Origin of the sequence: Pseudomonas sp. PKS (genome assembly GCF_051913525.1) — a bacterium.
Taxonomy (GTDB): domain Bacteria; phylum Pseudomonadota; class Gammaproteobacteria; order Pseudomonadales; family Pseudomonadaceae; genus Aquipseudomonas; species Aquipseudomonas guariconensis_D.
In genome coordinates this window covers 1-21,781 of sequence record NZ_JBEGDO010000037.1, presented here as the reverse complement: position 1 = coordinate 21,781, position 21,781 = coordinate 1, and the positions used below count along the sequence as shown (strand labels likewise).

Genomic DNA, 21,781 nt, shown 5'->3' with positions numbered 1-21,781 from the left:
ATTCAGGGCAGTCTGGTCGGAGGGTTGCATTTCGATGTCGAGGTTCACTCACGCAGGCCGTAGCCTGCTCGAGATACTGCTGGTCCTGACGATCGGTCTGGTTCCCATGGTGTCAGGCCTGCTGGTCATGGTGTACCAGTTGGAAAGAAAGCTCGAAGAAAACACCCAGGTTTCCGTTCAGGAAGCGATCTTCACCGTCGACAGAGTGTTGGACCATCTGCAAACGGCCGCCTCCACTGCCCTGCCGCTGGCCGGACAGCCCTGTGCGAAGGTTCTGGGGAAACTCGAGCGACTGGTCGCTGGCGACCCGCGCATTCGGTCACTGGTCCTGACCCAGGACGGCCAGGCCTACTGCAGCACGATCGAAACCACCTCGTCCTATAGCCCTGCCTTCACCAACCCCAGCGCCCATGTGCAGCTCAACTTCAATTCGCCGGTGACGCCCAATGGCGTGGTCGTCGAACTGCGTCTGACATATGCCAACCCAGGAGTGATTGCCACCGCCTACGGCCTGGAACTGCGCAACGAACTACGCGGATTCCAGGATGGCCTGGTGCTGCTGCTGGAGTTTGGGGAGACGTATCTGTGGAGTGCAGGCGATAGCCGGGAGGCCCAACGCCCTTCGCAAGCGGAGTTCTTCCGCAGCGCGATGTCGAGCAAGCATGGGTACACGGTCAAGGGCGGGTATCCACAAGGCCATACCAGCCAGGAGATTCGTCAATCGATGTTGCAGATACTCCCCTCACTCGCCCTGATAGGGCTGCTGACGGGGGCAATGATGTATTGGGGGATTTTCAGGAATCGTGCCAATGGCAGACACGCTGGGCCATCCCGGGGATGATCCAGCGTGTCCTGGGGCTTACTCGACGTTCAGGACGCCTCGGCGAACCTGGTCACGCTCGATGGATTCGAACAGCGCCTTGAAGTTGCCCTCACCGAAGCCGTCGTCACCCTTGCGCTGGATGAACTCGAAGAAGACCGGGCCCAGCAGGGTCTCGGAGAAGATCTGCAGCAGCAGACGCTTGTCGCCCGCCTCGGAAGAACCGTCGAGCAGGATGCCGCGGGCCTGCAGCTCGTCGACCGGCTCGCCATGACCTGGCAGGCGCTCTTCGAGCATTTCGTAGTAGGTCTGTGGGGGCGCGGTCATGAAGCGCATGCCATAACCCTTCAGGGCATCCCAGGTCTTGATCAGGTCATCGGTGAAGAAGGCCACGTGTTGGATGCCCTCACCGTTGTACTGCATCAGGAACTCTTCGATCTGCCCCGAGCCCTTGGACGATTCTTCGTTCAGCGGAATACGGATCATGCCATCGGGCGCCGTCATGGCACGCGAGGTCAGGCCGGTGTACTCACCTTTGATGTCGAAGTAGCGGATCTCGCGGAAGTTGAACAGTTTCTCGTAGAAACCGGCCCAGTAGGACATCCGGCCGCGATAGACATTATGGGTCAGGTGGTCGATGAGCTTGAGGCCCGCGCCTTTCGGATTGCGGTCAACGCCCTCGATGAACTTGAAGTCGATGTCATAGATCGAGCTGCCTTCTTCGAAGCGGTCGATCAGGTACAACGGTGCTCCGCCAATACCTTTGATCGCTGGCAGACGCAGCTCCATCGGACCGGTTTCGATTTCGACCGGCTGGGCCCCCAGTTCCAAGGCTCGGGCGTAGGCTTCGTGGGCATTGCGAACACGAAACGCCATGCCACAGACCGATGGGCCGTGCTCGGCGGCAAAGTACGAGGCGATGCTCTTGGGTTCGTTGTTCAGGATCAGGTTGATGCCGCCCTGGCGATACAGGTGCACATCCTTGGAACGGTGGGTAGCCACCTTGGTGAAACCGAGCATCTGGAAGACCGGCTCCAAGACGCCTGGGGTGGGCGAGGCGAATTCGATGAACTCAAAGCCCATCAGACCCATCGGGTTGTCGAAGATATCAGCCATGTTGGTGTCCTCATCTATAAGCGAAAAACAGTGAAATCAGGTGCTTTGGATGTCGGACAGGCGTGGTGGCGAGCAGGGTATGCCGCGCACGCTGCGGGCAAGGAAGTCACCAATGATGAGTTTGAACCCTTGGTATGTCATATGGACCCATTCTCGGCGGGCTTGATCCTCCGGAACGCGGAGAACCTTATTCTTGTATTCGTAAACGGATTCTACAGTGCGTAAAATCATTTGTCGCGCTTTAGTTCACCGCTTTGGCCGACAAACGGCTATCCTCTGGCCATTGTTTTCATCAGATTAGATCAGCATGCCCTTCAAGGTTAAACGCTCCGCCCGTCGGGGCTGGCGAGTCCTGCTTCCCTGGGCCGTCGGCGCGCTGCCACTGCTGTGCGGCCTGGCAGTCATGCACTGGCAGGCCCAACGCGAATTGCAAAACACCAGCCAGGCCACGACCCGACAAGTGGTAGAACAGGTCGAACATATCCTCGACAACATTGCCCACGCCGCCCAGGAGCTGCTGCCACTGGTCGGCCGTCCCTGCGACGAGATCGACCTGGCCCTGCGTAGCCAAGTCACCCGTAACGCCTTCGTACGCTCCACCAACCTGTTCCACCAGAACACCCTCTATTGCTCCTCGCTGTTCGGCAACTTCGACGAGCCGGTCGACGCGCGAGACTATACCGACGGTCGCCTCTGGCTGATGAACGGCAACTCAGTCACGCCCAACCATCCCTTGCTGGCCTATCGCGTGAGCAACGCTGGCAGTGGTGCGATCACCACCGTCGACGGCGACCACCTGACCAGCGCACTGCAGTGGGTCAGTTCTGGAGAGGAGCTGCAGCTTCAGGTCGGCGACTACTGGATGGGCAAGGACGGTGTGGTGCACAAAGGCACAGCGCCAACAGCTGCCATTGCACCATCGCTACAGGCATCGATCCGCTACCCGTTCAGCGTTCATGGCGGTTATGGGGCGGGCAAGAAAGTTCAGTTCGTCTCCGAACACTATCCGGCGCTGCTCACCCTGTTGCTCTTGCTCGGCGTCCTCGCAGGCATCGTCTGCCACTGGCAGATCCGGCGTGCCTCGTCACCCAGCGCCGAACTCAGCCGTGCCCTTGAGGCCGATGAATTCCTCCCGTACTTCCAACCCGTGGTGCGCAAGGACGACTACCGCTGGGCTGGGGTCGAAGTCCTGATGCGCTGGAATCACCCACGCGAAGGCCTGGTGCGCCCCGATCTCTTTATTCCCTATGCCGAGCACAGCGGCCAGATTGTTCCCATGACCCGCGCCTTGATGCTGCATACCGCCCAGGCCCTGGCGCCGTATGCCGCACTGCTGGAGGATGGCTTTCACATCGGCATCAACATTACCGCCGATCACTGCCGCGACCTGGAGTTGCTGGATGATTGCCGCACCTTCCTCCAGCACTTCCCGCCGGGACGCGTGGTACTGACCCTGGAGCTGACCGAGCGCAAGCTGATCGAAGCCACGCCCATTACCCTGGAGCTGTTCGAGAAACTTCATGACATGGGTGTAATGATCGCTCTGGACGACTTCGGCACGGGCCAGTCGAGCCTCAACTACCTGCGCCAGTTCAAGGTCGACTACCTGAAGATCGACCAGAGCTTCGTGGCCATGATCGGCGGCGACGCGTTGTCCCAACACATTCTCGACACCATCATCGAACTGTCGGGCAAGCTGGGCCTGGGCATCGTGGCCGAAGGGGTCGAGACCGAAGTCCAACGCGATTACCTCGCTCGACACCAGGTAGACTTCCAGCAAGGCTACCTGTTCGGCCGCCCGATGCCTGTGGACGACTTCCTCCAAGCCCTGGCCGCCCGCCCGGGGAGCTCGCGGTTGCCGCACAGCATACGCCCTGAGATCATGCCCAACTGATCCACCCGCACACATCCATTAACAGAGGCATTCGTGTCAAAAGGCATTGTTTCGTCCGTCATGGCGTCCTGTTTGTTCGCCGTGATGTATTTCTATACCTCCCTGATGGCTCCGCTTGATGGCGAGGAGATCTTTGGCTGGCGCACGCTGCTCACGCTCCCCTGCCTCACCCTGTTCATGCTGGCCACCAAGGACTGGAAACTGGTGGGTGGCTTGCTCGCTCGGGTCAAACAGACGCCGACATTGCTACTGGGGATGATCGGCACGTCCTGGCTAATGGGGGTGCAGCTATGGCTGTTCCTCTGGGCACCTCTGCATGGGCGCAGCCTGGAGGTTTCCATGGGCTATTTTCTGCTGCCGTTGGCCATGGTCCTGACCGGGCGACTGGCCTATGGCGAACGCTTGTCGCGTCTGCAGAAAGTGGCGGTAGCGTGCGCCGTCCTAGGCGTGGGGCATGAGCTGTATCAGAACGGCAGCTTTGCCTGGGAAACCTTGGTGGTGACCATCGGCTACCCGATCTACTTCGTCCTGCGTCGACGCTGCCGCACCGATCACCTGGGCGGTTTGTGGTGCGATATGTTCCTGTTGCTGCCGTGGGCGCTGTACTTCGTGATGCAGCGCCCGCTGACGCCGGCCGATTTGGCCGAACATCCGGGTCTCTATGGTTTGATCCCGTTACTCGGCGCGATCAGCGCCTCAGCCCTGATCGCCTACGTGCTGGCCAGCCGCTTGTTGCCCTTCAGTCTGTTCGGGCTGCTCAGCTACGTGGAGCCTGTGCTGTTGGTCGGCGTGGCACTGCTGCTGGGCGAGACCATCGGCCCTGACCAGTGGCTGACCTACCTACCGATCTGGGCCGCGGTGCTGGTGCTGGTACTTGAAGGCTTCAAGCACCTGCTACGCCAGCGTCGTCGCTCGGTGTAAGGCGGACCTGTCGTACCCTGCGCTCCTCCACTGCCATCACCGTCAGCGTCCAGCCATCGCAGGCCAGGCGATCACCGACCACCGGCAGACGGTCCAGCAAGCTCATGACCAGGCCTGCGAGGGTCTGGTAATCCTCGGTAGCGCGGGCGCTGAAACCGGTGCGTGCCTGTACTTGGCTCAGGTTCAACGCACCGCTGACCACGAACGCCCCGGCCTCTTCGACAATGCCTGGCCCAGTCACTTCACTGGCGTCAGGCAGTTCTCCAGCGATCGACTCGAGGATGTCGGTCATGGTCAGCAAGCCCGTGAAATCACCGAACTCATTGACCACGAAGGCGATGTGCGTCGATTGCGCGCGCATCTGCTCCAACGCATTGAGGATGCTGAAGCTTTCCAGCAGGTTCAGCGGCGCACGTACCAGGCGCTCCAGGTCAGGTTGCCCACCGGACAACAACTCTTTGAGCAACTCCTTCTTGTGCACGAAGCCCAACGGCTCCTCGATCCGCCCATCACGGATCAACGGCAGACGTGAATACGGCGAATGGGCCAAGGCTTGGGCGACGGCGTCGGCGGGCAGGGCCAAGTCGATGGCATCCACCTTGACGCGCACCGTCATCACGGTGCGAATCGGTCGCTCGGCCAGATTCAGCACGCCGCTGATCATCACCCGCTCTCGACGGTCGAAGACCACCTGTTCGCCACTGCCTTCGACCAGATCGGCAATCTCATCACCCACTTCGTCGGCCTCCACTCGCCGCCCGCCCATCAGCCGCAGTACGGCATGGGCAGTTCGCTCGCGCAGCGGTCGATGCTGCTGCAGGCTGCGCTTGCGACGCGCACGCGCCAACTGGTTGAACAGCTCGATCAGCAACGAGAAACCGATGGCCGCGTACAGGTAGCCTTTCGGAATGTGGAAGCCCAGGCCCTCGGCCGTCAGGCTGAAGCCGATCATCATCAAGAAGCCCAGACACAGCATGATCACCGTGGGGTGGGCATTGACGAAGCGGGTCAGGGGCTTGCTGGCGACGATCATGATGCCGATGGAGAAGATCACCGCGATCATCATCACCGACAAATGCTCGACCATACCCACTGCGGTAATCACCGCGTCGAGGGAGAACACCGCATCCAATACCACGATCTGCGCCACGATGGGCCAGAACGCCGCATGCCGGGTAGCACCGTTGGCCTGAGCCACATGCCCTTCCAAGCGCTCGTGCAGCTCCATGGTGGCCTTGAACAGCAGGAATACACCACCGAACAGCATGATCAGGTCGCGCCCCGAAAAACTCTTGCCCAGCACCTCGAACAACGGCGCGGTCAAGGTGACCATCCAGGAAATGCTGGCCAACAGGCCCAGGCGCATGATCAAGGCCAGGCTCAGGCCAATGACCCGCGCACGGTCGCGCTGATGCGGTGGCAGCTTGTCGGCCAGGATGGCGATAAAGACCAGGTTGTCGATGCCCAACACCAGCTCGAGCACGATAAGCGTGGCAAGGCCCAGCCAGGCCGTAGGATCGGCTAGCCATTCCATTGCGAAGTACTCATGCGGGAGGCGTCACGGGGACGGGGGAAGGAAGGCCGATATGGCCAGAGACTGGGGGGCTCCGAGAAGGTGCTCATGGTGACCTTGATGGCTAATTGGGATGTTGATCCTACAATCACCGCGGCTTTTTCTGACAGGGCGAAACTATTACAAAAGCTGTAGGGAACTTTTCTTCAATACCCTGCCCGCCCCTTCAGCCAGGATGGTGCTCCTACCCATTCAAGGAATATTTCTCATGAGCCTGTCCCTGTCCATGGCTGCTTTCGCCCTGGCGGCGTCCATTTCACCCGGCCCGGTCAACATCGTCGCCCTCGGCAGTGGCGCTCGCCATGGCCTGCGCGCAAGCCTTGGCCATGCCGCCGGGGCGACCCTGGGCTTTTGCCTGTTGCTGGTGCTGGTTGGCCTGGGTCTGCACGAACTGCTGCTGCGCTGGCCGTTGCTGGGCCGCTTGCTGCATGGCGGCGGGGTACTTTTCTTGCTGTACATGGCCTGGAAGCTGGCCAGTGACGATGGCCAGCTGAATACCGAGCATCAGGATGGCGCACCTTCAGCGTGGCATGGCGCGGCCATGCAGTGGCTCAATCCCAAGGCCTGGCTGGCCGCTGTGGCAGGCATCGGAGCCTATACAGGGGGTGAGCAGCATTTGTTATGGCTGTTTGCCTGGATCTATGGACCGATCTGCTTCGTCTCGATTGCCAGCTGGGCCTGGGCCGGCAGTGTGATTCGCCAGTATCTGGGCAACCCCCGGCACATGCGCGTGTTCAACCGAGCATTGGCAGCTTTGTTGCTGGCCAGCGCGCTGTACTTGGCCGTGGGCTGATCCTAGCGGCCCGACCGATAATGCCCAGGGGTCGCCGCCAGGTGCTGCTTGAATGCCCGTTGCAGATGCGCCTGATCGGCAAAGCCTGCCTCCACCGCCACCTCGGCGATCGCCCGCCCCTGGCGCAACTGGGCCCGAGCGTGCTGCACGCGCTGATCGAGCAGGTAACCATGGGGTGTCAGGCCAAAACGCTGGCCAAAGGCGCGGATCAGGTAGGCCCGCGACAGGCCGACGGCAGCGCAGATATCTTCGATCGTCAAAGGGTCGAGCCGATGAGCGCGAATGAACGCAGCAGCAGCTTCCAACCGGGGATTGGCCTGTATCGGCTGGGAGGGCTCATCGTCGAGGTCACCCGGCAACGTCCCGAAAAACGCGGTCAGGCAGGCTTGACGGTCAGCACGCTGATCATCGAACAGTGTGGCAAAGACCTCGAGCAGGCGGCCGTACAGCACCGGCGAGGTGCTGTACGTCGCCACGGGCAGTTCGAAGCCCTGGGCCTGTAGCCAAGGCAGGTCGACGAACAGCATCAGGTAGGACCAAGGCTCGTCCTTGATGGGGTTGCAGGTATGGACCACGCCGGGGTTCATCAGCACCGTGGTGCCTGCGCTTACCTCCCGCCGTGCGGTGCCCGTCACATAGGTGCTGCGCCCACCGGTGATCACGCCGATGGAAAAGCTCTCGTGGGAATGGGGCGCATAGCACACCTGACGCCCATCCCCCACTCGCCGGGCTTCGACGAAGGGCAAAGCAGGATCCCGCCAAAACCGCGACACCTCGATCATCGCTGCGCCCTCATCGCCCCTCCAGGAACGTCAAAACATGATGTGATACGGCGTATAGGCCCACTCTGATGCACGCTGTACAGCGCCGGTTTGCGGCTCGAGCAGTTGCAGGCACAGCCATTGGTCGATGAACAGGTTCGCCGCATGAGCACTTTTTTCATTCTGCCCGAACACGATACCCACCGAGTAGGGATACAGATTGTTTTCCGAGTATGCAGTTCTGGCAGCCTTGGTTTTGTAGGCCAAGGCGAAATCATCGCAATCGAACACCTCTGGCTTGTATTTAAAGTACTTGAGGCCTGACTCCACCCAGATGCCGTGCGCTTGTTGCGCGGAAATAGCTTCGTAGTACGAATCCACGGACGTCTGATACGTCAGTGTCGTATTGGGCCAGGTCGCTTTGATCAGGTCTCTCACCCTGACAAACGGAATCGACAGTTTGTGCAAGGAGAACCGAAGCTCGTCACCGTCGGAGACGTCGCTTTCAGGCACTAGCTTCACCCACCCCCACTTACCAGCAGGCGCCTGCACGGCCATACGCGTGCTGCCGATTTCACAGCTCAGCGTGAAAGCAAATGTTTGTCGATGGTTGACGATTGTGGCCCCACTTCGCTTGATCCTGAAGCGTAGACGTGGATAGTCCTGCCAAACCTTGAAGCCCGCGAAGACATAATCTCCAGCGGTCGAGTTGCCATCGGCAAAGAACGACCAGCCGACCATCTTCTTTTCCGCTGACATCGACAGGATTTGACTGGTGGGATCCAGGTGAACCACCAGCGGCACCAACTCAGCGCCGTATCGTTCCGGTTCACCAAGATACACCCACCCCCAGTCATTGGACTTTGCATGAATGCACAGGACGCGCCCATGTTGATCACGCAGTACCATGCGATCAGTGGCCTTGATCTGCTTAAGGCCCAGGGCACGGGTCAGCTCTGCCGTGAAATCCGGGGTGGTGGTGTCAGGTTCCGGTGGCGGCTCGACGGGTTCAGGACGCGGCAGTATCTGGCCAACGAGTGGACTATTGGCATCATTGGGTTGACCAGGGACAAGTTTGTGAATGGGCATGGGCAATAGCTCGTCGACTTGAAATGAGCCGACAACATGCGCGATACCCGAGCCCACCATCAGCAGGTAAACATTCCAAAGACCTCCCGACAAGGCGCAATCAACAGGCAAAAAGGGCGGTTTTCACCGCCCTCTTCCCGCCCTCAGCAAACCTTACGGCATGACCGGGGGCACGTATTGCAAAGTCGTACCCAGGGCCCACAGCAACACCAGCACCAACGGCACGTGCACCAGCAATTGCACGAACGAAAAGCCGATCAGGTCCCGCGCCTTGAGCCCCAGCACACCCAGCAGAGGCAGCATGTAGAACGGATTGATCAGGTTGGGCAAGGCCTCGGCGGCGTTGTAGATCTGCACCGCCCAGCCCAGGTGGTACTGCAGGTCATTGGCCACCAGCATCACGTAGGGCGCTTCGATGATCCATTTGCCGCCGCCGGACGGGATGAAGAAGCCCAGCACCGCTGAGTACACCCCCATGAGCACGGCATAGGTGTCGTGGGAGGCGATCTGCACGAAGAACGTGGAGATGTGGTGGGCCAGGGTCTGTTCATCCACGCCCTTGACCTGGGTGAGGATCGCGGCGATCGAGCCGTACAACGGAAACTGGATCAACACCCCGGTGGTGGTCGGCACCGCGCGTGTCACGGCATCGAGGAAACTGCGCGGACGCCAGTGCAGCAAGGCGCCGAGCATGATGAACAGGAAGTTGTAGGTGTTCAGGCCGGAGATGGCGGTGATCGCAGGTTTGGTGGCGAATTCCTGGTACAGCCAACCGCCAGCCAGGGCAACCAGCAGCAGGGTCAGTATTGGGCTGTACTCCAGCCACTCGCCCGGACGGGTGCGTTGGGCCACCGGTGCTGCGCTGAAGCTTGGATCGACACCGCATTGCTCGGCGGTGCGGGCACTGCTCGGACCCGGCGCAGTGGCATAAGCGATGACCAGCGAAACGATCACCAAGGCCGCCAGCATGACGCCGGATTGCCAGAGGAAGATGGTCTCGGTGAACGGAATCACCCCCGTAATGGCGAGGATCGACGGCGGAAGGCTGGCCGGGTTGGCCTGCAACTGCGCAGCCGACGACGAAAGCCCCAGCGCCCAGACTGCACCCAGGCCCAGATAGGCGGCAGCGCCTGCGGCACGGTAATCCATCTTCAGGTCCTGGCGCCGGGCCAGGGCACGAACCAGCAAACCGCCGAATACCAACGACAGCCCCCAGTTGAGCAAGGATGCGAGCATCGAGATCAGCGCCACCCAGCACACCGCCGAGCGACCGTTCTTCGGCAGCCTGGCCAGGCGGTCGATCAGCCGCGCGGCGGGCGGCGAGCTGGCCACCACATAACCACCAATGACCACGAAAGCCATTTGCATGGTGAATGGGATCAGGCTCCAGAAGCCATCGCCGAACGCCTTGGCGGTGTCGGTAGGCTTGGCGCCCATGACCATCGCGCCCAGGCACACCAGCACCACGGCCAGCGCGGCAAATACCCAGGAATCGGGGAACCAGCGTTCGGCCCAGTTGGAGCAGCGCAAGGCAAAACGGGCGGAGCGGCTGTCTTGGATTTCAGCGGCCACGGGATTTTCCTTTTATTTGTTTTTTTGATTTTCAAACACTGAAGCAGCACAAAACCCTGTGGGAACAGGCTTGCCCGCGAAGACGTCCGATCAGGCGACGGTGTCGCCTCGACTGACGCTTTCGCGGGCAAACCCGCTCCCACAGGGCCGATGTTTCTTAGAAGGTCATTTCCTTCACGTCATCCGGCACGATCAGCTTGCCGGCGGTCTTCTCGATGATTTCCTCCACGCTGACACCTGGGGCGGTCTCGCGCAGGATGAACGCGCCGTCTTCGATTTCAAGGTAGGCCAGGTCGGTAAGCACCTTGCGGATGCAACCGGCGCCGGTCAGCGGCAGGCTGCAGCGCGGCAGCAGCTTGGACTCACCATCCTTGGAGGCATGGGTCATGGTGACGATGATGTTCTCGGCACCGGCCACCAGGTCCATGGCGCCGCCCATGCCCTTGACCAGCTTGCCAGGAATCATCCAGGAGGCGATGTTGCCCTCCACGTCCACTTCGAACGCTCCCAGCACGGTGAGGTCGACGTGGCCGCCACGGATCATGGCGAAGGATTGCGCGGAATCGAAGATCGATGCACCGCGACGGGCGGTGACGGTCTGCTTGCCGGCGTTGATCATGTCGGCGTCGATCGTGCCTTCGGTGGGAAACTCGCCCATGCCGAGCAGGCCGTTTTCCGACTGCAGCATCACGTCCATGTCGGCGGGCACATAGTTGGCCACCAGGGTCGGGATGCCAATGCCGAGGTTGACGTAGTAACCGTCCTTCAGTTCACGGGCGACGCGTTGCGCCATCTGTTCGCGGGTCAGTGCCATGGTCAGGATCTCTTTGTTGTTCTGTGGACGGCGCTTTAGGCCTTGACGGTGCGCTTCTCGATGCGCTTTTCGAAGGTGCCGACGATGACCCGGTCGACATAGATGCCCGGGGTGTGGATCTCGCTGGGCAGCAACACGCCTGGCTCGACGATTTCCTCGACCTCGACCACGGTGATCTTGCCGGCGGTGGCGGCCAGCGGGTTGAAGTTTTGCGCGGTGTTGCGGTACACCACGTTGCCGTAGTGGTCGGCCTTCCAACCTTTGACGATGGCGAAATCGCCGGTGATGGATTCTTCGAGGATGTACTTGCGACCCTTGAATTCACGCACTTCCTTGCCTTCGGCGACGGGAGTACCGTAGCCGGTGGCCGTGTAGAACGCCGGGATGCCGGCGCCGCCTGCGCGCATCTTTTCGGCCAGGGTGCCTTGAGGGGTCAACTCGACTTCCAGCTCACCGCTGAGCAGTTGGCGTTCGAACTCGGCGTTTTCGCCGACATAGGATGCGATCATCTTGCGGATCTGGCGGTCTTCCAAGAGGACGCCCAGGCCGAAGCCGTCGACGCCACAGTTGTTGGAGACCACGGTCAGGCCCTTGACGCCGCGGCGCTTGATTTCGGCGATGAGGTTTTCGGGGATGCCGCACAAGCCGAAGCCGCCGGCCAGTACCGTCATGTTGTCGGTCAGGCCTGCGAGGGCCTCTTCATAGGTTGCTACGCGCTTGTCCAGTCCGGCCATGCTCAGTCGCCTTTTGTAGTTGTTGGAACCGTGGAGGCATCTTCACCGCTGCCGACTGATTTGTTAATTTTGTTTTCGTCATCGATTGATAATTTTTTCAAAACAAAATTAGGTTCCTCATGAACGTCAAGCAGTTACGCGCCTTCATCACCGTGGCCAAGTACCAAAGCTTCGCCCAGGCCGGCGAACACCTGCATGTTTCCCAGCCGGCCTTGAGCCTGACCATCAAGGCCCTGGAGGACAACCTCGGCGGTGCGCTGCTAACCCGCACCACCCGCAGCGTCAGCCTCACCCCCGAAGGTGAAGTGCTGCTGCCCCTGGCCCGGCGCCTGCTGGCCGACTGGGACGACACCGAGGAGATGCTACGCCAGCGCTTCACCCTGCAATTGGGGCGGGTCTCGGTGGCAGCCATGCCCGCCTTTGCCGGCAACCTGCTGCCGCGCTCGCTGAAGGTGTTCCGTCAGCGCTACCCCAAGGTCAACGTCACGGTGCATGACGTGATCAATGAACAGGTGCTGGAGCTGGTGCGCCATCGCCGCGTCGAGCTGGGTATCGGTTTCGAGCCGGAAAACCTCGACGGTTTGCGTTTTCATCCGCTCTATCTGGATCGCTTCGTGGCGGTGGTGCCCGCCGACTCACCGCTGGCTAGCCAACCTCAGGTCACCTGGCAGGACCTGCTGGCCCAGGATTTCATTGCCTTGCAGCGTCCTTCGGCGGTGCGTCTGCTGATGGAACAGAATGTGGCGGCCAGCCATGGCAAACTGACCGCGGCGTTCGAGAGCCACCAACTGTCGACCGTGGGTCGCATGGTCGCCAACGGCCTGGGCGTGAGCGCCGTGCCGGCGCTGTGCATCAACCAGATGCAGGAGCTGGGCGCGCGCTGCGTGGCCCTCGTCGAGCCTCGCGTGGAGCGACGCATCGGCGTCATTGCCCTGGCCGACCACAAGCTTTCCACGGCAGCGCAAGCGCTGCTCGACGTCGTGCTTTCCCACACTGATCCACAGGAGGTGACATGCGTTTCGTGAATCTGGCAGACGCCAGCGTCCCGGCCATTGGCCAAGGCACCTGGTACATGGGCGAGGACCCACGACGCAAGGCCGCCGAAGTGGCCGCCCTGCAACAGGGTATCGAATTGGGCCTGACACTGGTCGACACGGCAGAGATGTATGCCGAAGGTGGCGCCGAGCAGGTGGTCGGCCAAGCCATTGCCGGCCGTCGAGAACAGGTGTTCCTGGTCAGCAAGGTCTACCCGCACAATGCCAGCCGCCGTGGCATTCCCGCGGCCTGCGAGCGGAGCCTGACGCGCCTGGGTACCGACTGCATCGACCTGTACCTGCTGCACTGGCGCGGCCAGTATCCGCTGGAGGAAACCGTCGAAGCCTTCGAGCGCCTGCGCGAGCAGGGCAAGATCCGTCGCTGGGGGGTGTCCAACTTCGACCTGGACGACCTGCTCGAGCTGGACAACCCCGGCTGTGCCGCCAACCAAGTGTTGTACAACCCGGCTCAACGTGGCATCGAGTTCGACCTGCTGCCGTGGAGCCAGACGCATCGATTGCCGACCATGGCCTACTGCCCGCTGGCCCAGGCTGGGCGTCTGCTACAACACCCGGTGCTGGCCGAAATCGCCGAGCGTCATGGGGCCACACCAGCCCAGGTGAGTCTGGCGTGGGTGACGCGCAACGAAGGCGTCATCGCCATTCCCAAGGCGGTGGACCCACTGCATGTGCGGCTCAATGCGGCGGCGGGCGAACTGAGCCTGACCGACGAGGACCTGCAGGCAATCGACAAGGCGTTCCCGGCGCCGACGCGCAAGCAGCACCTGGCGATGGTCTGAGTGTTCTTAGCGCCTGCTTGGCCTGGCGCACTCCGCGATCGGGTTCGAGGCTAGTGAAAATCCCGGCTGCGTACATCCAGCCCCTGCAACATGGGGCTGATGTCCTCAAGGCGCCGGGCAATCAAGTGGCGGACGCCCTTCTCCTGCTCCAGCCGTCCGCTCACCTTGAGCAGTTGCGACCCGACCAGTGCCCTGCGTTGGCGCTCAGCCAGGTCACGCCAGACCACCACGTTGACCATGCCGTGCTCATCCTCGAGGGTGACGAAGGTCACGCCGCTGGCGGTCTGCGGCCGCTGTCGCCCTACCACCACACCAGCCACGGCGATGCTGTCCCCGTGCTCGACACCCGCCAGCTCGGCAGAGCTGCGACACCCCAATGCCCGAAGACTTCGCCGCAACAACGCCAAGGGATGTGGCCCCAAGGTCGTGCCCAGGGTGGCGTAATCGGCAAACACGTCCTCGGCCACACTCGGCACCGGCAACACCACCGCCACTTCTGGCGCAGCCTCCACCTGGGCGAACAACGGCAGTTGCGCCTGCACGGCCGCCACCTGCCAGCGTGCCTGATGACGGTCGCGAGCCAAAGCACGCAAGGCGCCGGCATCGGCCAAGCGGGCACGGGCGCGGCTGTCGAGCTCGGCGCGCAGGCACAAGTCCTCGATGTCACGCCAGGATCGTCTCGCCCTCGCCTGCTCAAGGCGCCGGGCATCGGCCTCGCTGAACCCGCGGATCTGCCGCAATCCCAGGCGAATCGCCAACGCGCCCTCACCGTGCGGTTCCAGGGTGCAGTCCCATTCGCTGTGGCACACGTCCACCGGACGCACCTCGATGCCCTGGCGACGCGCCTCCTGCAACAGCTGATCAGGGCTGTAGAAGCCCATGGGCCAGCTGTTGATCAGCGCACAGGTGAAGATCGCCGGCTCATGGCACTTGAGCCAACTGCTGGCATAGCAGAGCAAGGCGAAGCTGGCGGCATGGGACTCGGGGAAGCCATAACTGCCAAAGCCCTTGATCTGCTCGAAGATCCGCTCGGCAAAGGCCCGTTCGTAGCGGTTCTTCAACATGCCATTGATCAATCGCTCACGGTGCGGTTCCAGCCCGCCATGGCGTTTCCAGGCAGCCATGCTGCGCCGTAGCTGGTCCGCCTCGCCCGGGGTGTAGTCGGCAGCGACCATGGCCAGCTCCATCACCTGCTCCTGGAACAACGGCACGCCCAGGGTGCGCTTGAACACGGCTTCCAGTTCGGGTGAGGGATAGGTCACTTTCTCCTGTTTCAGGCGTCGGCGCAGGTAGGGGTGGACCATGTCGCCCTGGATCGGCCCGGGCCGGACGATGGCCACCTCGATCACCAGGTCATAGAACTTCTTGGGTTTGAGGCGCGGCAGCATAGCCATCTGCGCCCGCGACTCGATCTGGAACACCCCCATGGTCTCGGCGCGGCTGATCATGGCGTAGGTGGCCGGGTCTTCCTTGGGGATGGTCGCCAAGCTCAGGTGCCGGTCCCGGTGACGGGCCAACAGGTCGAAGCAGCGGCGCAAGGCGCTGAGCATGCCCAAGGCCAGCACATCGACCTTGAGCAGGCCGACCAGGTCGAGGTCGTCTTTGTCCCACTGGATTACCGTGCGCTGCGCCATGGCGGCGTTTTCCACCGGCACCAGGCGGTCCAGCGACTGCTGGCAGATGACGAAGCCCCCTGGGTGCTGCGACAGGTGCCTGGGAAAGCCGATCAGTTGGCCAGCCAGCACCAGGATGCGTTGCAGCGAAGGGCTCTGTGCCTCGAAACCTGCCTCGGCCAGGCGCTGGACATCGGGGATGCGGTCGCTCCAGCGTCCGCAGCACTTGGCCAGGGCGTCCACCTGGTCGGCCGGCAGCCCCAGGGCCCGGGCCACATCACGTATCGCGCCGGCGGCATGGTAGGTGTTGACCACGGCGGTGAGCGCCGCCCGGTCGCGGCCATAGCGGCGGAACACATACTGGATGACCTCTTCCCGGCGGTCATGCTCGAAGTCCACGTCGATGTCCGGCGGCTCGTTGCGCTCACGGGACAGGAAGCGCTCGAACAGCAGCCGATGCTCCATCGGGTCCAGCTCGGTGATGCCCAGCACGAAACACACCACCGAGTTGGCGGCAGAGCCCCGCCCTTGGCAGAGGATGCCCTGTTTGCGGGCGAAGTCGACGATGTCGTAGACGGTGAGAAAGTAGCTTTCGTAACCCAGCTCGGTGATCAGTTGCAGCTCGTTGTCCAAGGTTTCCAGCGCCTCGCGGCTGGCACCTTGCGGCCAGCGCTCGGGCAAGCGCGACTGGCACAGATGGCGCAACCAGCTGGCAGGTGTGTGTCCTTGCGGCACCACTTCGCTGGGGTACTGGTATTTCAGCTCATCCAGGCCGAAGCGACAGCGGTTGGCAATGACCTGGGTTTCGGCCAGCAGGTCGGCCGGATACAGCTCGCCAAGCTCGGTCAAGGTGCGCAGGTGGCGCTCGCCATTGGGGTACAGGTAGCGGCCGGCCTCTGCCAGGGTGCAATGCTGGCGGATCGCAGTCATGCAGTCCTGCAGGGCGCGCCGGCCCCGGACATGCATGTGTACGTCGCCGCACGCCACCGCGCGAATCCCCACCTGTTCCGCCAGGGTGTGCAGTTGCTGCAGACGCCGGGCATCGTCCCACCCTCGATGCAGGTGCACCGCCAGCCACAGCCGCTCGCCGAACAGCGACTTCAGCCATAACCCATTGGCCGGGGCATCCCCGGGCTCGGCAACCCACAGTGCCAGTAGGCCCTGGCAATGGGCTTGCAAGTCCTCGCGGAGCAATTGGTAGGTGCCTTTTTCCGCCCGGCGTCGCGCCCGAGTGATCAGTGCGCAGAGGTTCTGGTAGCCCTCGAGGTTTTCGACCAGCAGCACCAGCTTGACGCCCCCATGAAGCTGTACCTCGCTCCCGACGATAAGCCGTACATCCTGCTGCCGGGCCGCCTGCCAGGCGCGGACGATACCGGCCAGGGTGCACTCGTCGGTGATCGCCAGGGCCTGGTAACCCAAGGCCTTGGCCCGTTTGAACAGCTCGTCGGCACTGGAGGCCCCGCGCTGGAAGCTGAAATTCGACAGGCAGTGCAGCTCGGCGTAATCCGACAGACTCATGCGAACCACCCCTGCAGCCACAATTGCCCGGGCTTGCTCAGGTCGTCATAGGCCCAGCCCTGTAACCCATCACGGGTCTCGATGCGGTAGTAGTCACGACGCACGTCGCCGCCGTCCCACCAGCCCGACTCGATACGCTCGGCCCGCCCCAACCGGCGCAAGCCCGCTTCGGTCAGAGGCAGGGGCTCAGGTAGCAGCCAGCCAGGGCGGCTGCCGGGCGCGACCGGCAATACGCCCAAAGCCCCCTGCTCCACCGGCTGCCAAGCGCATTCGGGACGGTGATCGGCTTCGGCGCTCAGCGCCTTGACCGCATCATCGCCCAGGCGCGCCCGCAGGCGTTCGCGCAGCTGCTCCCAGGGTTGGGCCTGTTGGGCCCGAGGGTCGAACAATGCCTGATGCTGGGGCACGAAAGGTGGCAGGTCCTCGGCCAGTAAACGCAGGTTGCGTACCGGCGCAGGGATGCGCAGCGCCTCCAGGCGTCCGCGTGCCAGCTCGAACAGCCTGGCGGCATCGCGCTCGGCGGCCAGCAGACCGACCTTGAGCTCGGTCGCCGGCCCTTGGGCATGTTCCAGATACAGGTGGAAGCGCTGTACGCCGCAGTCCCGCCCCGCGAGAAAGACCGCCAGATCGCTCAGCAGACGGCGCAAGGGGAACAACAACGCCTGGTGCGATTCGACATCGAAGTTCAGCTCCAACCGCACCTCGAAGCGCTCCGCTGGTTGATGGTAGGCCAGGCCCAGGCTGCGCAGGCCGAGCAACTGGTCCAGGTGCACCTGCACCTGGGCGGCAAAGCGCCGGGCCAGCGCATCGCGTGGCAGGGCCAGGACTTCACCGAGATGGCGCAGCCCCATGCGAGCGAACGCCGTCGCCGCCTCCGGGGGCAGACCGATCTTGTCGACAGGCATGCATGCCAGGGCAGCCCGCGTATCCTCCACCGTCATCACTGCCAAGCCGTCATGACCATTGGCGAGCACGCGCGCGGCGACCGGGTTGGTGGCCAGGACAATCCGGTGACGCAGCCCAAGCTCGTCCAGCTCCAGGCGCAATCGTGCCTCGAACGCCGGCCAGGGCCCGAACAGCCCCAGACTTGAACCGATCTCCAGGAGCAATGCCCGCGGGTAGTGTCGACTGACCTGCCCACTGAAGCGGTAGGCCCAGGTAGCGAGCAACTGCTGGAGCCGCTCGATGCGCGCAGGGTCGGCCTCCACACATGTGAAGCCATCAGCCAGGGCACGGGCGGTCGTGAGGGTTTGCCCGGCCCGCAGGCCCAGCGCCGCAGCCGCCGCATTGACCGATTGCACCAGCCGCCGTTGCTGCGGCCCGCCGATCAGCACCAGGGGGGCATCAGGGTCGTCACGCTCACGCAGGACGCTGTCCAGCGCCAGTTGCGGAAAAACGATACACGCCCACAGCATGCTGCATCAGCTCCGCACCGGGCAGGCGATGGGCGCTGCCGGCGACAAGCCGCCGCGGCATTTGAGCACCCGCCATTGGGCAGGCTGGGTGTCGATGGCAATACGCAAGGCTGCTGGCGAGGGATTGTGCGAAGCCTGCTGCCCACGGCAGACGAACGCCAGGGCCTGTCCCGTCTCGGCAGCCACCTGCAAGCGCCGCAGGGCTCGGTCATCGGCGCGCCCAGGCCAGCACAGCACAGCCGCGCAACTGCCGGCGCGCAGGCACTGTTCGGCGGCCCACAAGGCTTCGGCCGCAGGAGCCTCGACGTGGGCCAACCAGCGCAGGTCGACCCCGGCCGCCTGCCAGGCCGGTGCATAGGGAATGAACGGTGGTGCCACCAGCACCACCCGGCCGCCCTCACCGGTCAGGCGCGCCAGGCTTGGCCAGAGCAATTGCAACTCACCGCAGCCAGGACTGGCCAGCAGCAGCTCCGTGAGTGCAGCAGCCGGCCAGCCGCCTTCGGGCAGCCGATCGTCAAGCGAGGCATGGCCGGTGGGCTGCAGGCCCTGAGGCCGCGCCTGGACCTGGCGCCCGCGCCAGATTCTGCGCTGGTCAAGCAGGCGATCGAGGTCGACTACCGCGCCCATCAGTCACGCCTCAGCAGGCCACAGAACACGCCCTCGATGACGAAATCCCGCCCCGGCGCCACATCGATCGGCGCATAGGCCGGGTTGCGTGGCAGCAGGCGATAGCCTCCGGGAATGCGCTGCAGGCGCTTGATGGTCACCTCGCCATCCAGGCGGGCGACCACGATCTGCCCGTCGCGGGCCTCGCCCTGCTGGCGGATGCCGACCAGATCGCCATCGAAAATGCCATCGTCGATCATCGAGTCGCCGCGCACCTTGAGCAGGTAGTCGGGCGTACGACGGAACAGGCTGGGGTCGAGCAACAGTTGCTCGTGGATGTCCAGGTCAGGGCCGATCGGCGCGCCCGCCGCCACCTGGCCGAGCACCGGGATCTCGAGGATCTCGGGCCGACGCAGTGGCTCGGCCAGGCGAATGCCGCGGGCCTGGTTGGGCGTCACGTCGATGAAGCCGGCCTGGCTCAAGGCGGTGATGTGCTTGCGCGCCACACTGCGCGAGGCAAAACCGAAGCGCTGGGCGATGTCGGCCAGGCTGGGGGGCTGGCCGTGATCGGCGATGCGCTCGCGGATGAATTCGAGAATGGCGCGGCGTTTGGGGGTCATGTTGTCCATGGAGTACATTTGTACTCTTTTCGGCGTACAGTGAACAGCCCCCTTCGTCGTCGGGTTTGGCTATCATGGCCGGGATTGACGTTTTCCCCTTCTGGATACCCGATGCTGACCGCCCTGCTGTTCGACCTCGATGGAACCCTTACCGATACCGATACCCTGCATTTGCAGGCCTTCCGCCAGTTGCTGCGCGAGCATGACGGCCGCGAGCTGAGCCAGGCGCAGTTCGAGGCCCAGGTCAGCGGGCGGGCCAACGGCGAGCTGTTCGCCGAGCTTTTTCCTCTCTGCAGCCCGGCCCAATGCCTGGCCCTGGCCGAGCGCAAGGAGGCGTTGTTCCGCGAGCTGTCGCCTCGCCTGACGCCCATGCCTGGATTGGCACGCCTGATGACCTACGCCCAGCAGCGTGAAATCGGCATGTGCGTGGTGACCAATGCGCCCCGCCTCAATGCCGAGCACATGCTGGCCGCCATGGGCCTGGAGGGGTGTTTCGGGCATGTACTGGTGGCCGAGGAAGTGGCCCGCCCCAAGCCCGACCCACTGCCCTACCTGACCGGCCTGCAGCGCCTGGCAGCCACGGCCAGCCAGGCCCTGGCCTTCGAGGACTCACTACCCGGCGTAAAGGCCGCCAGCGATGCGGGCATCTTCACGGTGGGTATCGCCACCACCCAGACTGCCGAGCGGTTGCTGGCTGCCGGGGCGCGATTGGTGGTCGACGATTTCAACGACTCGCGGTTGTGGGCGTTGATAGACGAGATGGCCGGTTAGCCGGCTAGCGCCGACGGTAGCTCTTGTTACCCGAGGGTGTCAGACAGTACACCCCGCCTCGCGGACCCGTGCAGTAGTTGCCGCTGCCGCATCCGCAGCTTTCGTCACTGGCGCGCAATGACCGCACTGCCGGGCGCGCGGTACGGCTCCCGTATATCGCGCTGCAGTCTTTCTTCGAGGCGCTGATCGAGCCGTCGTTGCACAGGAAGATCTCTCCGTCACATCCTGCAATCCCACCCTTGCGACCCGAGCACGGGGTGTTAGCCGCCTGGGCCGACGTGATGCCGAGCAGCAGGGTCAACAGAAATAGCGACAGACAACGCCAGCGCATGCACACCTCCTTGTGATTAATGGCCCGATGATATCACCCAAGTTCATCCTGGCCACTGCACCATTCGTCGTGAGGGGGGCAAGCCTTTGTCGAATCCAACAGCCACCATTCGACCATTCGCTGAATCCCTCACGTGGAGCCAGCGTCATGAACAATCCAGACATCAAGCACGAGGTGGTCACCCGAAGCGAGTGGCTCGCGGCCAGGCGCCAGCTCTGGCTGCATGAAAAAGCCCTTACTCATCAACGTGACGAAGTGGCCGCGGCCAGGCGGGCCCTGCCGTGGGTCAAGGTCGAACAGCCTTACCGCTTCCTCGGGCCCGATGGCGAGCTGGGGCTGGTGGATCTGTTTGCCGGGCGTAGCCAACTGCTGGTCTATCACTTCATGTTCGCCGACGGTTGGAGCGAGGGCTGCCCGGGGTGTTCGTTCCTGGCCGATCACTTCGACGGCGCCAATCTGCACTTGGCGCATCATGACGTTTCGCTGGTCGCGGTGTCGCGGGCGCCCTATGGGCAGTTCCAGGACTTCCGGCGGCGGATGGGGTGGCGGTTTCCTTGGTTCTCGTCACACGGTGGCAGTTTCAACGAGGACTTTGGGGTGAGTGTCGCCACGGATGGGTCTGGGCAGTACAACTACGAGGCCTATGCGGGGAATGAGCGGGAGCTGCCAGGGCTCAGTGCGTTCTATCGGGACGGGAATGGGGCGGTCTATCACACCTATTCCACGTATGCGCGGGGGTTGGACATTCTGGTGGGGGCTTACAATTTTCTCGATATTGCGCCGTTGGGGAGGAATGAGGGGGGGACGATGGATTGGGTGCGGCATCATGATCGGTATGAGGTGGGCGCACGGGCTGGGCAGTGTTGTCATGAGTGAGGGATTGGGCTTTTTTCAGGCAGTGTGAATATCCGGGTTTGGTGGGGGCGCCACTGGCGCTTTTCGCCTTTACGGCGACCTACTTTTGCTCTTGGGCAAAAGTAGGCATG

The 21,781-nt window shown here is 62.9% G+C and carries 20 protein-coding genes; 8 read left to right on the top strand and 12 right to left on the bottom strand.

The genetic code is table 11. The features are described 5' to 3' along the window. Window positions 1-34 precede the first annotated feature (34 nt). Window positions 35-841, top strand: a complete 807-nt coding sequence (locus ABOA88_RS23680; protein WP_196170646.1) for a CSS-motif domain-containing protein — start codon at window positions 35-37, stop codon at window positions 839-841. Window positions 842-859: 18 nt separating this feature from the next. Here ABOA88_RS23680 and hppD read toward each other — a convergent pair whose 3' ends face one another. After that, a complete protein-coding gene (gene hppD, locus ABOA88_RS23675) occupies window positions 860-1,936 on the bottom strand; it encodes a 4-hydroxyphenylpyruvate dioxygenase (protein WP_196170645.1) in 1,077 nt (358 codons plus the stop codon). 307 nt (window positions 1,937-2,243) lie between these two features. Between hppD and ABOA88_RS23670 the strand changes: the two genes are divergently transcribed. Next, window positions 2,244-3,830: an EAL domain-containing protein gene (locus tag ABOA88_RS23670; protein WP_367852212.1), complete on the top strand. Its 1,587-nt coding sequence runs from the start codon at window positions 2,244-2,246 to the stop codon at window positions 3,828-3,830. 33 nt (window positions 3,831-3,863) lie between these two features. After that, complete coding sequence (gene rarD, locus ABOA88_RS23665) at window positions 3,864-4,751, top strand: EamA family transporter RarD (protein ID WP_196170643.1); 888 nt, start codon at window positions 3,864-3,866, stop codon at window positions 4,749-4,751. On the opposite strand, the gene ABOA88_RS23660 is transcribed toward rarD, so the two are convergent. Then, window positions 4,714-6,285 carry a TerC family protein gene (locus ABOA88_RS23660; RefSeq protein WP_196170642.1) on the bottom strand — a complete coding sequence of 524 codons (1,572 nt, stop codon included), beginning with the start codon at window positions 6,283-6,285 and terminating at the stop codon, window positions 4,714-4,716. The two genes, rarD and ABOA88_RS23660, sit on opposite strands and share 38 nt — an antisense overlap. Window positions 6,286-6,532: 247 nt before the next feature. Here ABOA88_RS23660 and ABOA88_RS23655 point away from each other — a divergent pair, with 247 nt between their 5' ends. Beyond that, a complete protein-coding gene (locus ABOA88_RS23655) occupies window positions 6,533-7,117 on the top strand; it encodes a LysE family translocator (protein WP_367852213.1) in 585 nt (194 codons plus the stop codon). 2 nt (window positions 7,118-7,119) lie between these two features. Here ABOA88_RS23655 and ABOA88_RS23650 read toward each other — a convergent pair whose 3' ends face one another. From ABOA88_RS23650 to ABOA88_RS23630, 5 genes are all read right to left on the bottom strand, one after another. Then, window positions 7,120-7,899: an AraC family transcriptional regulator gene (locus ABOA88_RS23650; RefSeq protein WP_367852214.1), complete on the bottom strand. Its 780-nt coding sequence runs from the start codon at window positions 7,897-7,899 to the stop codon at window positions 7,120-7,122. Between the two features lie 30 nt (window positions 7,900-7,929). Next, on the bottom strand, window positions 7,930-8,967 hold the full coding sequence (locus ABOA88_RS23645; RefSeq protein ID WP_367852215.1) for a lectin MOA-related protein: 1,038 nt from the start codon (window positions 8,965-8,967) through the stop codon (window positions 7,930-7,932). 153 nt (window positions 8,968-9,120) lie between these two features. Further along, window positions 9,121-10,539 carry a short-chain fatty acid transporter gene (locus tag ABOA88_RS23640; protein WP_367852216.1) on the bottom strand — a complete coding sequence of 473 codons (1,419 nt, stop codon included), beginning with the start codon at window positions 10,537-10,539 and terminating at the stop codon, window positions 9,121-9,123. A gap of 157 nt (window positions 10,540-10,696) precedes the next feature. Continuing rightward, window positions 10,697-11,353 (bottom strand): CoA transferase subunit B, encoded by a 657-nt coding sequence (locus ABOA88_RS23635; RefSeq protein ID WP_070572443.1) that lies wholly within the window; start codon window positions 11,351-11,353, stop codon window positions 10,697-10,699. Window positions 11,354-11,388: 35 nt separating this feature from the next. Further along, on the bottom strand, window positions 11,389-12,087 hold the full coding sequence (locus ABOA88_RS23630) for a CoA transferase subunit A (protein WP_043215587.1): 699 nt from the start codon (window positions 12,085-12,087) through the stop codon (window positions 11,389-11,391). A 119-nt stretch (window positions 12,088-12,206) separates the two neighbouring features. On the opposite strand from ABOA88_RS23630, the gene ABOA88_RS23625 reads away from it, so the two are divergent. Together ABOA88_RS23625 and ABOA88_RS23620 are read left to right on the top strand one after the other, a co-directional pair. Next, window positions 12,207-13,112, top strand: a complete 906-nt coding sequence (locus ABOA88_RS23625) for a LysR family transcriptional regulator (RefSeq protein WP_043215586.1) — start codon at window positions 12,207-12,209, stop codon at window positions 13,110-13,112. Further along, complete coding sequence (locus ABOA88_RS23620; RefSeq protein ID WP_196170637.1) at window positions 13,100-13,921, top strand: aldo/keto reductase; 822 nt, start codon at window positions 13,100-13,102, stop codon at window positions 13,919-13,921. The genes ABOA88_RS23625 and ABOA88_RS23620 overlap by 13 nt, the downstream gene beginning before the upstream one ends. A gap of 50 nt (window positions 13,922-13,971) precedes the next feature. Here the strand turns inward: ABOA88_RS23620 and ABOA88_RS23615 are convergent, their stop codons facing one another. Genes ABOA88_RS23615 through lexA form a run of 4 tightly spaced genes read right to left on the bottom strand, consistent with a single transcriptional unit; the run spans window position 13,972 to window position 19,711 of the window. After that, window positions 13,972-17,052 (bottom strand): error-prone DNA polymerase, encoded by a 3,081-nt coding sequence (locus ABOA88_RS23615; RefSeq protein ID WP_367852217.1) that lies wholly within the window; start codon window positions 17,050-17,052, stop codon window positions 13,972-13,974. Then, window positions 17,049-18,467, bottom strand: coding sequence for a Y-family DNA polymerase (locus tag ABOA88_RS23610; RefSeq protein ID WP_367852218.1), 1,419 nt, complete (start codon window positions 18,465-18,467; stop codon window positions 17,049-17,051). The genes ABOA88_RS23615 and ABOA88_RS23610 overlap by 4 nt, the downstream gene beginning before the upstream one ends. Before the next feature lie 6 nt (window positions 18,468-18,473). After that, complete coding sequence (imuA, locus tag ABOA88_RS23605; protein ID WP_196170634.1) at window positions 18,474-19,094, bottom strand: translesion DNA synthesis-associated protein ImuA; 621 nt, start codon at window positions 19,092-19,094, stop codon at window positions 18,474-18,476. Beyond that, a complete protein-coding gene (lexA, locus tag ABOA88_RS23600) occupies window positions 19,094-19,711 on the bottom strand; it encodes a transcriptional repressor LexA (protein WP_196165062.1) in 618 nt (205 codons plus the stop codon). Before lexA ends, imuA begins: the two co-directional genes overlap by 1 nt. Before the next feature lie 93 nt (window positions 19,712-19,804). On the opposite strand from lexA, the gene ABOA88_RS23595 reads away from it, so the two are divergent. Then, window positions 19,805-20,464 carry an HAD family hydrolase gene (locus ABOA88_RS23595; protein ID WP_196170633.1) on the top strand — a complete coding sequence of 220 codons (660 nt, stop codon included), beginning with the start codon at window positions 19,805-19,807 and terminating at the stop codon, window positions 20,462-20,464. Between the two features lie 4 nt (window positions 20,465-20,468). Here the strand turns inward: ABOA88_RS23595 and ABOA88_RS23590 are convergent, their stop codons facing one another. Continuing rightward, window positions 20,469-20,795, bottom strand: a complete 327-nt coding sequence (locus ABOA88_RS23590; protein WP_196170632.1) for a hypothetical protein — start codon at window positions 20,793-20,795, stop codon at window positions 20,469-20,471. Window positions 20,796-20,942: 147 nt separating this feature from the next. Here ABOA88_RS23590 and ABOA88_RS23585 point away from each other — a divergent pair, with 147 nt between their 5' ends. Further along, a complete protein-coding gene (locus ABOA88_RS23585) occupies window positions 20,943-21,671 on the top strand; it encodes a DUF899 domain-containing protein (RefSeq protein ID WP_196170631.1) in 729 nt (242 codons plus the stop codon). The last annotated feature ends 110 nt before the right edge of the window (window positions 21,672-21,781 follow it).

Bases quoted from the DNA above. Each gene is read 5' to 3' on its own strand.
- ABOA88_RS23595 (WP_196170633.1), top strand. From the start codon at position 19,805: ATGCTGACCGCCCTGCTGTTCGACCTCGATGGAACCCTTACCGATACC.
- lexA (WP_196165062.1), bottom strand. From the start codon at position 19,711: ATGTACTCCATGGACAACATGACCCCCAAACGCCGCGCCATTCTCGAA.
- ABOA88_RS23650 (WP_367852214.1), bottom strand. From the start codon at position 7,899: ATGATCGAGGTGTCGCGGTTTTGGCGGGATCCTGCTTTGCCCTTCGTC.
- ABOA88_RS23680 (WP_196170646.1), top strand. From the start codon at position 35: ATGTCGAGGTTCACTCACGCAGGCCGTAGCCTGCTCGAGATACTGCTG.
- ABOA88_RS23615 (WP_367852217.1), bottom strand. From the start codon at position 17,052: ATGAGTCTGTCGGATTACGCCGAGCTGCACTGCCTGTCGAATTTCAGC.
- hppD (WP_196170645.1), bottom strand. From the start codon at position 1,936: ATGGCTGATATCTTCGACAACCCGATGGGTCTGATGGGCTTTGAGTTC.
- ABOA88_RS23625 (WP_043215586.1), top strand. From the start codon at position 12,207: ATGAACGTCAAGCAGTTACGCGCCTTCATCACCGTGGCCAAGTACCAA.
- ABOA88_RS23645 (WP_367852215.1), bottom strand. From the start codon at position 8,967: ATGCCCATTCACAAACTTGTCCCTGGTCAACCCAATGATGCCAATAGT.
- ABOA88_RS23620 (WP_196170637.1), top strand. From the start codon at position 13,100: ATGCGTTTCGTGAATCTGGCAGACGCCAGCGTCCCGGCCATTGGCCAA.
- ABOA88_RS23585 (WP_196170631.1), top strand. From the start codon at position 20,943: ATGAACAATCCAGACATCAAGCACGAGGTGGTCACCCGAAGCGAGTGG.
- ABOA88_RS23670 (WP_367852212.1), top strand. From the start codon at position 2,244: ATGCCCTTCAAGGTTAAACGCTCCGCCCGTCGGGGCTGGCGAGTCCTG.
- ABOA88_RS23660 (WP_196170642.1), bottom strand. From the start codon at position 6,285: ATGGAATGGCTAGCCGATCCTACGGCCTGGCTGGGCCTTGCCACGCTT.
- ABOA88_RS23630 (WP_043215587.1), bottom strand. From the start codon at position 12,087: ATGGCCGGACTGGACAAGCGCGTAGCAACCTATGAAGAGGCCCTCGCA.
- ABOA88_RS23590 (WP_196170632.1), bottom strand. From the start codon at position 20,795: ATGCGCTGGCGTTGTCTGTCGCTATTTCTGTTGACCCTGCTGCTCGGC.
- imuA (WP_196170634.1), bottom strand. From the start codon at position 19,094: ATGGGCGCGGTAGTCGACCTCGATCGCCTGCTTGACCAGCGCAGAATC.
- ABOA88_RS23655 (WP_367852213.1), top strand. From the start codon at position 6,533: ATGAGCCTGTCCCTGTCCATGGCTGCTTTCGCCCTGGCGGCGTCCATT.
- ABOA88_RS23610 (WP_367852218.1), bottom strand. From the start codon at position 18,467: ATGCTGTGGGCGTGTATCGTTTTTCCGCAACTGGCGCTGGACAGCGTC.
- ABOA88_RS23635 (WP_070572443.1), bottom strand. From the start codon at position 11,353: ATGGCACTGACCCGCGAACAGATGGCGCAACGCGTCGCCCGTGAACTG.